Origin of the sequence: Rahnella sp. RcJ3, from assembly GCF_009498575.1 — a bacterium.
In the GTDB taxonomy this organism is placed as follows: domain Bacteria; phylum Pseudomonadota; class Gammaproteobacteria; order Enterobacterales; family Enterobacteriaceae; genus Rahnella; species Rahnella aceris.
Window position 1 is genome coordinate 13,636 of record NZ_QSNX01000010.1, and the last position, 13,787, is coordinate 27,422.

Here is a 13,787-nt window from a genome sequence, read left to right on the forward strand (position 1 = left end):
TTAACGTCAGCCTTTTACGCCGCCGTCAGTAAGATTGCCTTTGATAAACCGCTCCGAAAGCGCGTACATCAGGACAACCGGCAGCGCGGTCACCAGCGAGGCAGCCATCATTCTTCCCCAGACATAATCCGGTGTGCTGAACAACGTGTTCAGGCCGACAGGCAGGGTGAAATTGGCAGAGCTGGAGAGGAAAATGGAGGCGAAGAGATAGTCATTCCACGCCACCATAAAGCAGTACACAAACACCGAAATGATGCCGGAGATCGCCAGCGGCACGGTGATGTAGAAAATGATTTGCAGCCGGTTAAGCCCGTCCATCATCGCCGCTTCTTCAATGTCGTGAGGAATGGTGTCGAAGTAACTTTTCAGCATAAACACGGCCGTCGGCAAGGTCTGAACCACCATGGTGATCACCAGCGCGGTAGTGGTGTCATACAGGCCCAGCGCCGAAATAATCTTGAACAGCGGCACCACCAGCAAAATGCCGGAAAACATGTAGACGGTATAAAAGCTGGCGTTGATGGTGACGCGCCCTTTAAAACGCAGCCGTGACAACGCATAAGCGCCCAGGATGCCGAAAAACACAGCGATCACGGACGCCAGTACCGACACGGTCAGGCTGTTTTTGAAGTAACTGAGGAACGGGAAAATCTGCGGATTGAAAATATCCACGTAATGATGGAAATCCCACTCCTGCGGAAACAGCGTCGGATGGCGGGAAATCGCCTCTTTACTGCTTTTGAACGAGGTCATCAGCATGATGAAAAAAGGAAATAACATCGCGCCAAGGAAAATCAGCAGGCTGGCATAAAAGCCCGCTTTGCGCAGGATCTTGCGGTTAGTTGCTGCCATTGATATTCACCCGTTTTCTGGCAAGAAGGATCACGATAAAGATCAGGGCAAACAGCACCATGGATATGGCGGCGGCTTTACCTAAATCGTTAAAGGCGAAGGCGGTTTTATAGAGATACACACCCAGAATATTGACCTTGTTGGTCAGCAGGTAGACGTCGGCAAACATGTAGAACATCCAGATCGCGCGCAGCGTGACCACCGTTGCCAGTACCGGCATGATGGCGGGCAGCGTGACGATGCGGAATTTCTGCCAGGCATTGGCGCCATCCATGCCTGCGGCTTCGTACAGGGATTTATCGACGGTCTGCAAAATCGCCAGAAACGAAATAAAGGCGTAGGGGAAGTAACGCCAGATGGCGAACAACACCACCAGCACGAAGCTGCTGACCGGATTGTCGAACCACAGCGGGGCATCGCTGAACAAATGCAGCATGTCAGCACCGATCACATTCACAATGCCGTAGCCGTTGTTGAACATGTATTTCCAGGCAAATACCAGCGAAATGGAAGGCGTGACATAGGACAAAATCACCAGCGAACGCGCCGTTTTGCGAAAGCGGAACTCACGGTTAAAAAACAACGCGACGCCCAGCCCCAGCCCGGTACTGCCCGCGACGACCAGTGCGGTGTACCAGAACGTCACCCACAACGAGTGATAAAAGCCCGGATCGCTGAGAATGCTGATGTAGTTATCCAGCCCGACAAACCGGTTATCAAGACGCGGATTCAGCGGGATTTGCAGAAAGCTGATCTGGATATTCGACAACATCGGATACGCCACCAGCAGCCCCAGCAAAAAGATGCTGGGGGCGAGCAGAAGCAGCGCAAAACGACCGTCAGAATGGTTAAATTTACGTGATTTCATGATCTTCCCTGACAATTCAGGCTCCTCCGTTTAGCGTTTTTGCATCAGTGCTTCGATACGCTTTTGCCCTTCCGCCAGTGACTGCTGCGGATCCTTCTTCCCGACGGTCACGCCATTGAGCATTTCGCTGAGCACGGCAGAGCCTGTGATATCGCCCATTGCTGCGAAGTTTTTCTCCCCGACGGAACCGAACACCTGCACGTTGGCAAACTCGTTCACCAGCATTTGCGGCAGCGTGCCAAATGCCTTGATCACCGGATTGTTTTGCCAGGTGGCATTACCGGTCACGCCTTGGGTCACCGGCAATGCGGCACCCGGCGACATCAGCACCCAGGCTGTCGCGTTATCCGGTTTTTCGAGGAAGCTCACCCACCGTTCGGCGGCCTCACGTTCAGGCGTATCCAGCCCGTTGGAGATGGTCAGTGAGGTGATGGTGCCGTAAACGGCTTTGGATTTTTCAGTCGGCACGGCAAAACCAAGGTCACCGGCTTTGCCTTCGCTGTACACCGCAGGAAGAATATAAGTGGAGTAAATCGCCATCGGCACCGTGCCGTTCATAAAGGCGTCTTTGATTTCCATGACGTCATTGGAACCAGGCATCGAGAAGGTGGCGAGCTGACGGTAATAATCCAGCGCCTGCTGCATTTCCGGCGTGTTAACCGTGATTTGCCCCTGAGCATTAAATACGTTGGCATCGTTGGAAAGCGCAAACTGCGAGAAAGCCTGTTCGGTCAAAACACTTTCGGCGGTCGGTAACGCAATGCCATATTTTTTCCGCGCGGGCTGATTAAATGCCGTGGCAATGCGGGTGACATCCTGCCAGTTTTGCGGCGCAGAGAATCCGGCGTCAGCCAGTTGTGATTTGTTGTACCAGATCCCCTGTATCCAGCCATGGATCGGTACGCCGGTGTAATTCTCGCCTTCTTCCGTGCGCACGATGCGCAATACGCCGGGATAAAACTGATCAGCACCTATGCCGTCGATCACCTGCCTGATGGCATCGCGGTCGATCAGCTGTTCCTGATCCATCACTTTGGCGTAATCGTGACTGACTTCAATCACGGCTGGCAGTGCGCCGGTACGGGCCAGCGTAATCACTTTGGTGTTGTAGGCATCTTCTTCCACCGGCACCGGTTTAATGGTGATCTGCGGATTTTCCTGTTCAAATTTCGCAATCAGCTGATTAATGACCACCTGACGTTCCTGCTCGACCGAAGAATGCATAAACTCAATGGTGACCTGTCTCTCTTTGGCGTCCTCACAGGCCGATAAACATAATGCGGATAATAATAACGGAGTTATAAGGATATATTTTCTTTTCATTTTTATATTCATGAACATCTCCTTTGCTAATTTATAGCCAGCCGAAATCACTGGTCTGTGAAATATCACACCCTTTAAATACAAAAAAAATAACGGAACATCTTAATTAATGGCGTAACCAGATATACTGATAAGGCTTTAATGTTATTTCCCCGTCACATTTCAGTGAATGATTATAAGGTAAGACCTGATAATCCCCCGAAGGGAGCGTTACCTGAATATTGTTAGCGGAAAGGTTAAACAGACACACTATTTCCTGGTTTCCCTGCCCCCGGATAAAGGCAAACACACTTTCATGACATTCTATGACCCGCATCGGCGCGGAAGGATGAAATGCCGCCTGTTCAGTTCGGCAGATAATTAATTTCTTCAGTTCACCAAATACCCGCGCACGTAATGAATCAGGTTCAGATAATATCTGTCCAATTTCCGTGACATCATATTTCTGCCGGTTAATTGCCCGGTTATGCCCGGTGTTCTCAACCCCCTGAATATCGTTACGCGAACCCAGAATACTTTGGATATACACCGCAGGAACACCGGGGAATGCCAGCAAAATAGCGTGCGCCAGCATGAAGCGTTGCAGACGGATATCGTCGTCGTCCGACTGCCGGTTCAGCGCATCCATATAGGTGACGTTGATTTCATACGGGCTGGTGCTGCCATCCGGATTATTTTTATACGACACCCTCGCGCCTTCCTGTTGCAGCGCATCCACCAGCCTGAGGATCTCTGATTCCGGCAGTAATCCGCGCAACGGGTTCAGGCCAATGCCATCATGCGAAGCAAGAAAATTAAAGAAGGTGGTGGCGGGTGTGCAGGCATCCAGACCGGCGGCCCAGCGTTTCAGCGTTTCCCCGTTTTCACTGTGAATGGCATGCAGAACCAGCGGCGGCAGCGGGAACTGATAGACCATCTGCGCCTCATCAAACCCGTTACCAAAGTAACTGATGTTGTCCTGATGCGGCACATTGGTTTCGGTAATAATCACAGTACCGGGTGAAACATACTCCACCACGGCGCGGAATAGCTTCACCAGTAAATGTGTTTTGGGCAGATGAATACAGGAGGTGCCGGGTTCCTTCCACATGTAGCCCACAGCATCAAGACGCACATATTCAGCGCCTTCCGACAGGTATTTCAGTAACACGTCCAGCATGTCGCGCAGTACGTCAGGATGCGCAAAATTCAGGTCGATCTGATCCGCGCTGAAGGTGGTCCAGACATGACGGGTTTCGCCATTTTCAAAGCGGAAAGGCGTTAACAGCGGCGATCTGCGGGGACGGGTCACGGCAGATAAATCACTATTTTCGTTCAGGCTAATAAAATAGTTTTCATATTTCGAATTGCCCGCCAGATATTGTTTAAACCATTCACTGCTCGCGGAAATATGATTACAGACATAATCAAACATCAGTCGTGAAGACTGGCCAAGCTTACGGATATCTTTCCAGTCCCCCGCCAGTGGATTGACCTGCTGATAATCAATCACCGAGAAACCATCATCCGACGAATAAGGATAAAAAGGCAGAAGGTGAACAATATTAAAAACATCCGCCAGATGCTGCTGATAAAAACTATCAAATACTGAAAGTGTTTTTTCTGCTTTGTTCGTGAACTGATCTGCATAGGTGATCAATACCACATCTTTTTCATCCCATCCCTGTTTGGCCGTATAGGTAATCTGATTTCTGGCAACCTCAATGCGTGTAATCAGATCATCTAAGAATACCGCTGACAATTTCCCTGCATATATCTGTTTCAGTAATCCCTGAATAGCGTCCATGATTTTCCTTTTTCCCTTTCCCTTTTTGTGGGACCGCTCCCACGGAATCGGAAATTACTCCTGCGTCCGGAGGTTGTCAACGAGGCAAACAGGCGGAAGGAATCAATAGAGGGGGAAACGCGGAATTATTATTGCAATCTGTGAGCAGATTCAAAATAAGCGGGGTACGCGAATGAAGGACAAAAAAGCAGGGACTATCCCTGCTCATCCATCTTCTGCACTAGCTTCTTCTCGACCTCAAACGGATCGATGCCACGCAATTGCAGGCGGCGGAAGCGAATGATATTAAAACCGTTCATGACCAGAAAACTGCCTTCGATAAGTGAACCGCCAATCGAGCCAAGCCAGATGTTGTGTGCCACCCAGCAGCAGGTTGAGCACCACATAATGCACCGGGTTGTCAGCCCGCTGGTGCGGAACAGCGCCCAGGTACTGACAACTGTCGCGCCGACCGGTAAGAGTTCCATCCAGTGATGGGCGCGGCTTAGCCCCAGCACCAGGGTCAGGACGATGAAAATTACCATAATCAACTGGTTACGGGTACGCAGGGAAATCAGTGTGCGCAGAGAATTCAGTAAGGCGCTCATGCCAGCGGGCGCGGCACCCATCATCAGAAAATGCACGCCGATAATGGCGCTGTAGGCAGAAAGCTGTTGTTTGAAACGGCGGTCGCTGCGGTTGAAAAACATCGTGATGCCGACCATGAAGGCCACAACACCAACTGACTGGGCAAACCAGTAATACGTCATTTGTCAGGAGTCTCATACGTGGGGGTCTTGCGCTGCAAAAGCAAACGGCGTTCCATAACTGAAACGCCGTTTCATCCTAACGATAAACCTGACCGGTTACAATGTGACACCGCTTTTAAAAATGGCTAATTCGCGGAAATCATTGAGTTCGTTTTTGGCTTTGCGGCCATCGGCGATCGCCACGATCAGATCCACAAATTCACCCAGTAACTGATCCATACTGACATCGTGGATCAGGCGTCCGGCATCGAAATCGATCCAGTGCGGTTTTTTCGTGGCCAGTTCACTGTTGGTTGCCAGTTTCACCGTCGGCACAAAACCGCCGTAAGGCGTGCCGCGTCCGGTACTGAACAGCACCATATGACAGCCCGCACCTGCCAGCGCACTGGTGGCGACGGCGTCGTTACCCGGCGCACTCAGCAGGTTCAGCCCCGGCGTAGTCAGGCGTTCGCCGTATTTCAGCACGTCCATTACCGGGCTTTGGCCAGCTTTTTGTGTACAGCCCAGCGATTTTTCTTCCAGCGTAGTGATGCCACCGGCTTTGTTACCCGGAGACGGGTTCTCGTAAATCGGCTGATTATGTTCGATGAAGTACTGTTTGAAATCATTCACCATGTGAACGGTTTTTTCAAACGTACTTTCATCGCGACAACGGCTCATCAGAATACGTTCTGCGCCAAACATTTCAGGCACTTCGGTCAGCACGGAAGTGCCGCCGTTGGCGATCACGTAGTCGGAGAAACGCCCCAGCAGCGGGTTAGCGGTGATACCCGATAAACCATCAGAGCCACCACATTCCAGACCGAATTTCAGTTCGCTGAGTTTACCGGCAACGCGTTTATCGTCACGCATTACAGCATACAGTTCGCGCAGGCGTTCCAGACCGGCTTCCACTTCGTCGTCGAACTTTTGCAGCGTCATGAAACGCACGCGCTCTTCGTCCACTTCGCCCAGCGTTTCACGGAACACGTCCACCTGATTGTTTTCACAACCAAGGCCGATCACCAGCACCGCACCCGCATTCGGATGGCGTACCATATTTTGCAGCATAGTACGGGTGTTCACATGGTCGTCACCCAGTTGCGAACAACCGAACGGATGCGTGAACAGGTAAACGCCGTCGGTACCCTCCGCGTCATTGGTTTCTTTCAGGAAACGTGTCTGGATCTGGCGGGCTATCCCGTTGACGCAACCAACGGTCGGGATCAACCACAGCTCGTTACGGATCCCCACCTGACCATTTTTACGACGGAAGATCTGCACATCGCGATCCGCCATCTGTTCCGGCAGGCTGGCGAAATCCGGCTGATACTGGTATTCGTCCAGATCACTCAGGTTAGTTTTGCCGTTTTGCGAATGAATATGCACACCCGGCTCAATCGCCGTCAGCGCATGCCCGATCGGCAGGCCGTATTTAACAATGTTCTCCCCCGCCGCAATCTGGCGAAGGGCAAACTTGTGGCCACGGGCAACCGGCTGAGCCAACACGACGGTGTGACCGCCTGCTTCGACCTGCTCGCCCGCGTCGATATCGCGCAACGCGACGGCGACGTTATCAGCGGTATGAATTTGAATGATACTTTGCATAGTTGCTCTCTTAGCTGTAAGCCGCCAACGCGTCACGCATGCCAAGGTCTTCAATCGACTGCAATTGTTCGGTCACTTTTGCAGTCAGACCCGGCACGGTATTCAGGTCACGTCCCCAGTGTTCTTCATCTGCCAGCACGGTTTCGACCAGCCCGGCCAACGGCAGGCTGCCATTACGCACGTTACCCCACAATTCGGAGAAACGGCTCAACCAGTGTGCATCGTCCTGCAGCGGATAAATTTCACCGTTACGTTCACCACGGTAAAACGCCAGCAAGGCTGCCAGTGCAAAGGTCAGGCGCGGAGGCAGAAGCTGATTCTTTTCCTGGCTCGCCAGCAGTTGCGGCAGAATGCGGGTGCGGTATTTGGTCATGCCGTTCAGGGCAATCGACAGCAGCTGATGCTGAATGAACGGGTTGCGGAAACGGCTGAGTACCGCCTGGGCAAAGGACGTCAGTTCATCCTGTGGCAAATCCAGCATCGGCGAGATTTCCTCAGCGATCGCCAGTTCGACAAAGCGGCTGATTTGCGCATCATTCATGGATTCGCCAACGGTGTTCAGCCCTGACAGGAAGGCCACCGGCACCAGCGCGGTGTGTGCGCCGTTAAGGATCGCCACTTTGCGTTCTTTATACGGTTTGATGTCGTCAACCAGACGGATATTCAGCGGCAGCTTGTCCAGACGCAGTTCCTGCGCGAGACTTTTTGGCCCCTGAATGACGAATAAATAGAAGTGTTCGGCACTGTCGAAGAAGCTGTCCTGATAACCCAGTTCTTCCTGCAGGCTGTCGACTTCACTGCGCGGATAACCGGTAACGATGCGGTCAACCAGCGTTGAGCAGAAGGTGTTGCTGTTTTTCAGCCACTGGATGAATGCCGCTGGCAATGCCCAAAGTTGTGCGTAACGCAGCACCAGTTCCTGCAACGCTTCACCGTTGTAGTCGATCAGTTCGCATGGCAGCAGAACCCAGCCTTTATCGGCCGCGCCGGAGAAATGGTTGAAACGCTCGAACAGCAACCGGGTCAGTTTAGCCGGGAAGCTGGCCGGAGGCGTATCGTCCGGACGGTCGCTTTCGACATAGCTGATACCGGCTTCGGTCGTGTTAGAAAACACGAAGCGGATATTCGGGTCACGGGCCAGCGCCAGGTATTCATCAAACTGGTGATAGATATTAATTTCGCGGTTAACGGAGCGGATGATCCGGGTATCACGCACCGTTTCCCCCTGCTCGTTCAGACCGCTGATGATGGTGGTGTACAGACCATCCTGCGTGCTGAGTGAAGGCGGAAAGTCAGTGTCAATCGGACGAACAACCACGATCCCGGCATCCAGATCGGTATGTTCATTCAGCAGGTCGATTTGCCAGTCGACAAACGCCCGCAGGAAATTACCTTCACCGAATTGAATAATTTTGTCCGGATGTTGACGGCCAGGGAAGTCACGGCGATTTAACCTTTGCATCTCACATTCACCTTAATTTGCTCAGACTCCGGTCTTTGAGGGCGGGAAAATTGCCCTATGGCCGTCGTTATCTGTTGGGATAGTTGTTTGTTATTTCAATGTTTATTTCAGGAGCGCAGGAACCTGCGCTCCGTCGTGCTACTCAGTTCAAGCCGATCAGTTCAGTTCAATCTGGAAATACTGTTTCGCGTTATCGAAGCAGATGTTTTTCACCATGCTGCCCAGCAGTTCGATGTCTGCCGGTGCTTCGCCCTCTTCCACCCAGCGACCAATCATCTGGCACAGAATGCGACGGAAATATTCATGACGCGTATAGGACAGGAAACTGCGGCTGTCAGTCAGCATGCCGACGAAACGGCTGAGTAAGCCGAGGTTGGCGAGCTGTGTCATCTGACGTTGCATGCCGTCTTTCTGGTCGTTAAACCACCAGCCGGAACCGAACTGCATTTTGCCCGGCATCCCTTCACCCTGGAAATTACCGACCATGGTGCCGATCACTTCGTTATCACGCGGGTTCAGGCAGTACAGAATGGTTTTTGGCAGGCCACCGGCCAGACCTTGCGCGCCCAGCAATTTGGACAGCGGCTCGGCCAGTGGCTGGTCGTTAATGGAGTCGAAACCAACGTCTGCGCCAATCAGCTGGAACATACGGGTGTTGTTATTACGCAGCGCGCCAATGTGATACTGCTGTACCCATTCACGACGTTGATATTCAGAAGCCAGATACAGCAGAACGCCGGTTTTGAACTGAGCAATTTCTTGCGCAGTTGGCGTTTCACCGCTCAGACGACGGGACAGAATGCCGTCCAGAGTCGCATCATCCGCTTCGCCGTAAACCACTACATCCAGCGCGTGGTCTGACACTTTGCAGCCGTGCGCCGCAAAGTGATCCATACGTTTTTTCAGGGCATCACGCAGATCGCTGAAACGGGTAATGGAGACATCCGCCGCGGCTTCGAGTTTCTTCATGTAATCGACGAAGGTTGCCGCTTCAATGTTGAAGGCTTTATCCGGGCGCCAGCTTGGCAGCACTTTGACATCAAAGCCGGAGTCTTGTGCCACCGCTTTATGATGTTCCAGAGAATCAATCGGGTCATCGGTAGTGCCGACCATTTTCACGTTCATCTGTTTCATGATGCCGCGGGCAGAGAATGCATCCTGCGCCAGCAATTCATTACCGCGCTCCCAGATTTCGCCCGCGGTAGACGGGGAAAGCAGTTTACCGGTGATGCCAAACGGACGGCGCAGCTCAAGGTGCGTCCAGTGGTACAGCGGGTTACCGATCGTGTGGGGAACCGTTGCAGCCCAGGCGTCAAATTTCTCGCGGTCGCTGGCATCGCCGGTACACATCCGCTCAGGCACACCGTTGGTACGCATTGCGCGCCATTTGTAGTGATCGCCTTTCAGCCAAATGTCATACAGGTTTTTGAATTTATAGTCCTGCGCAATCAGCTCAGGTGGCAAATGGCAGTGGTAGTCAAAAATTGGCTCATCTTTCGCGTAGTCGTGATACAGGCGACGTGCGAATTCTGTGTCGAGAAGGAAGTCTTCCGTTAAAAACTGCGCCATCTTAGGTTCCTCATCATGAATTCTGTAGAGTTGTCACTCAATGGTGCGAAGTTATCACACCAATTTAAGCTATCGTCCAGTACTTTTTAATGCACCAAAGCCATTAAAATGACTGATTTCATTCCAAAAAAACAAACTAATTCTCTGTAAAATAATGACTTTAGCGTCATCAGCTGCTGGTGCTTATTATCCTCACAATTAGAGTGTCATTTTGTGATGTCACTCAAACTTTAAATCTGTATGACAAGTTATTTCGTACCAAATGTGACAAAACCTAAAAAGTGCGCGCCGGCTTGCGGACATTCAACCGGGCTTCGGCCTCATTATCTCTCTTCCCACGCCAGCAGGGCTTATGTAATCCATTTGCCCTTCAGGCGGCCTGCATCGGTCAATTTTTACCAGATAACAGTGTTCATTAACTGCTCACGATAAATGTGATCATTTCGTAAAGTTGTCACACCAATTACGTTTCATTTTTCAGGCTGTCATTGTTAAGCATTGACAGAAAAGTGTGAACCTGATCAATCAAAATACAGTTTTCATTGTAAAATCAAGTAAATAACCGTGAAGTTAAAAAAGTTAAGTAACCACACAATATAAATGTGGTTTTGTGATGTCATTCAAATTTTAAATCTGTATGACAAGTTATCTTTGCATCGCCCGGACAAGAGCGTCAGAGATTACCTGCCACGTCCTTTCGCTGTTGTCCGGGCAAAACACTTCCCGGGTGCAGTCAGCCCCATGGCGAAGCAGTAATTCTGGTGTTCAGGACGTTCATCGGACCCTTACGCACAGATAACAATAACGCAGTGCGTAATAACACGGGCAGCTCCCAGTGAAATCATCTGGCGGCAACGTTCCCGAAAACACTTTAAGGAAAGCCAGAACCCCCACGCTTGTTCAGGTGGTGCGAAATACGCCCTGACAGCCTGATGTTGTCATCGCCGGATTATTTACTGGGAGAGAGTTAAATGGGTAAGATTAAAGGGTTACGCTGGTACATGATCGCACTCGTCACCTGCGGCACTGTATTAGGTTATTTGACACGTAACGCCATTGCGGCTGCAGCGCCAACGCTGATGAGCCAGTTAAACATCACCACACAGCAATATTCCTATATTATCGCCGCCTATTCCGCCTGCTACACCCTGATGCAGCCGGTCGCCGGTTACGTTCTCGACGTCATGGGCACCAAAGTCGGTTACGCGATGTTCGCTATTATGTGGGCCATCTTCTGTATGGCGACGGCGCTGGCAAGTAGCTGGGGTGGCCTGGCCATCGCCCGCGGTGCAGTCGGTATGGCAGAAGCGGCCATGATCCCTGCCGGCCTCAAAGCCAGCAGCGAATGGTTCCCGGCAAAAGAACGTTCTATTGCCGTCGGTTACTTCAACGTGGGTTCATCTATTGGCGGCATGATTGCGCCGCCGCTGGTCGTCTGGTGCATCGTGATGCATAGCTGGCAACTGGCCTTCATCATTACCGGCGTACTGAGCCTGATCTGGGCACTGAGCTGGCTGGTGTTCTATAAGCACCCTAAAGATCAGAAGAAACTCAGCGCAGAAGAACGCACCTACATTCTGGAAGGTCAGGAAGCACAGCATCAGACCAACAACGGCAAGAAAATGTCTGCCTGGCAGATCCTGCGTAACCGTCAGTTCTGGGGCATCGCGCTGCCACGTTTCCTGGCTGAACCCGCCTGGGGAACATTCAACGCCTGGATCCCGCTGTTCATGTTCAAAGTGTATGGTTTCAATCTGAAAGAAATCGCGATGTTTGCCTGGATGCCGATGCTGTTTGCCGACCTCGGCTGTATCCTGGGCGGCTATCTGCCACCGTTATTCCAGAAGTACTTCAAAGTTAATCTGATCGTTTCCCGTAAAATGGTTGTCACCATGGGGGCGGTTCTGATGATTGGCCCTGGCATGATCGGTTTGTTCACCAGCCCTTACGCCGCTATTGCTTTGTTATGTGTCGGTGGTTTTGCTCACCAGTCACTGTCCGGAGCGCTGATCACTCTGTCATCTGATGTGTTCGGTCGTAACGAAGTGGCTACCGCCAACGGTCTGACCGGTATGGCGGCCTGGATGGCAAGTACCATGTTTGCACTGGTGGTCGGGGCGCTGGCCGATACCATCGGTTTCAGCCCGCTGTTCGCCGCCCTTGCCGTGTTCGATCTGCTCGGCGCCATCATTATCTGGACAGTCCTGCAGAACCGTTCTGCAGTAGAACCTGTCCCGGCTCCGCTGAAAACCGCAAAAGCCTAAACGTCTGTTCGTCAGCCCGGTAACTCTCTTTACCGGGCTTTGCATTTTTCTGACATTTCTCCCATGCCTTTCTGTCCGATGCACGGTGCATCAAACTTTCGTAAAACGTATACTGGCACTTGTATAATAAGTTCACAGGTCTGTCCGACACTCATTTCTTACAGGTTTCACTACTTTAAAGAGCACTCATATGGAATCCACAGACACCAGACGCCTATATCAACAACTGGCTGCCACGCTCAAGGAACGCATCGAAACAGGCTTGTATCCGGTTGGCGAAAAGCTGCCCGCTGAACGTCTGATTTCAGATGAAATGGATGTCAGTCGCACGGTCGTGCGTGAAGCGATTATCATGCTGGAAGTTGAAGGTTATGTGGAAGTCCGTAAAGGGTCGGGAATTCATGTGATGTCAAATCAGCAGCGCCACCTTGTTGTGCCCGATTGTGGCAGCGAGTTTGGCACTGCCGGTCCGTTTGAGCTGTTACAGGCACGTCAGCTGATTGAAAGTAACATCGCTGAATTCGCCGCCACACAAGTCACCAAGCAGGACATCATGCGTCTGATGGAAATTCAGGAGCATGCCCGCCAGGAAGACCGCTTCCGCGATTCAGAATGGGATTTAAAATTCCATGTGCAGGTCGCACAGGCCACGCAAAACAGTGCGCTGGCGACCATCGTTGAGAAGATGTGGAGCCAGCGCTTGCATAACCCTTACTGGCGCAAACTGCATGAGCACATTGATGAGAAGTCCATTGAGAGCTGGTGTGAAGAACACGATCTGATTTTAAAAGCGCTGATCCGCCGTGATCCCCACGCCGCCAAACTGGCAATGTGGCAGCATCTGGAAAACACCAAACAAATGCTTTTCCGCGCGACCAGCGATGATTTCGAGTTTAACGTAGACCGTTATCTTTATTCAGAAAACCCGGTAGTTCATCTCGACCCGCCGGTACTCAATTCTAAATAAATTCCCCTTAAGGCAGGTTTATTCTCCCAACCTGCCTTTTTCGTGCCTCTGCTTTGCCCCCGCCAATCCTGTCAGGCACTGTCGAGTAGTGTCAGCCAATGTAAAACCCTTTTCCATAACGTGCTTCAGACTTAAATGATCAGTCTCAACGCGCTATATTTACCTGTCTGAGTTATTGTTATTTTGTTACAGTTAGACCACTTTTTTTACCCGTCCATGCCGAGTGAAACAGGCCCGGAGACGCGTAAATCCCCGAAAAACTCATGACCAGAAAGCCCGCCAGGGAAGAGGCGACCTTATCAGCAAAACAGGCAGCGTCGAGACAAATTCTCCGCTGATGTCTTTCGCTGACCCACTGAA

10 protein-coding genes are annotated in these 13,787 nt (G+C 51.5%); 2 read left to right on the forward strand and 8 right to left on the reverse strand.

The genetic code is table 11. The annotated features are described in order from the left end of the window. Nucleotides 1–6 precede the first annotated feature (6 nt). The 8 genes from DXU84_RS14275 to uxaC form a co-directional block, all read right to left on the reverse strand. Nucleotides 7–852, reverse strand: a complete 846-nt coding sequence (locus DXU84_RS14275; protein WP_013577195.1) for a carbohydrate ABC transporter permease — start codon at nt 850–852, stop codon at nt 7–9. Then, nucleotides 839–1,720: a carbohydrate ABC transporter permease gene (locus tag DXU84_RS14280; RefSeq protein ID WP_013577196.1), complete on the reverse strand. Its 882-nt coding sequence runs from the start codon at nt 1,718–1,720 to the stop codon at nt 839–841. Before DXU84_RS14280 ends, DXU84_RS14275 begins: the two co-directional genes overlap by 14 nt. Before the next feature lie 30 nt (nt 1,721–1,750). Next, entirely contained in the window at nt 1,751–3,043 is a 1,293-nt protein-coding gene (locus tag DXU84_RS14285; protein WP_194286520.1) for an ABC transporter substrate-binding protein, read from the reverse strand. A 106-nt stretch (nt 3,044–3,149) separates the two neighbouring features. Continuing rightward, nucleotides 3,150–4,829, reverse strand: coding sequence for an alpha-amylase family glycosyl hydrolase (locus DXU84_RS14290; protein WP_153376082.1), 1,680 nt, complete (start codon nt 4,827–4,829; stop codon nt 3,150–3,152). A gap of 194 nt (nt 4,830–5,023) precedes the next feature. Further along, the gene (locus DXU84_RS14295) at nt 5,024–5,578 is read right to left on the reverse strand and encodes a YgjV family protein (protein WP_013577199.1); all 555 of its coding nucleotides are present in this window, start codon (nt 5,576–5,578) and stop codon (nt 5,024–5,026) included. Between the two features lie 96 nt (nt 5,579–5,674). Then, entirely contained in the window at nt 5,675–7,165 is a 1,491-nt protein-coding gene (locus DXU84_RS14300; protein WP_037035079.1) for a UxaA family hydrolase, read from the reverse strand. A gap of 10 nt (nt 7,166–7,175) precedes the next feature. Next, on the reverse strand, nt 7,176–8,627 hold the full coding sequence (locus DXU84_RS14305; protein ID WP_153376084.1) for a tagaturonate reductase: 1,452 nt from the start codon (nt 8,625–8,627) through the stop codon (nt 7,176–7,178). 156 nt (nt 8,628–8,783) lie between these two features. Beyond that, nucleotides 8,784–10,196: a glucuronate isomerase gene (gene uxaC / locus DXU84_RS14310; RefSeq protein ID WP_112197450.1), complete on the reverse strand. Its 1,413-nt coding sequence runs from the start codon at nt 10,194–10,196 to the stop codon at nt 8,784–8,786. Nucleotides 10,197–11,167: 971 nt separating this feature from the next. Between uxaC and DXU84_RS14315 the strand changes: the two genes are divergently transcribed. Together DXU84_RS14315 and exuR are read left to right on the forward strand one after the other, a co-directional pair. Continuing rightward, entirely contained in the window at nt 11,168–12,460 is a 1,293-nt protein-coding gene (locus DXU84_RS14315; RefSeq protein WP_013577203.1) for an MFS transporter, read from the forward strand. A 190-nt stretch (nt 12,461–12,650) separates the two neighbouring features. Continuing rightward, nucleotides 12,651–13,427, forward strand: coding sequence for a transcriptional regulator ExuR (gene exuR / locus DXU84_RS14320; RefSeq protein ID WP_013577204.1), 777 nt, complete (start codon nt 12,651–12,653; stop codon nt 13,425–13,427). Nucleotides 13,428–13,787 lie beyond the last annotated feature (360 nt).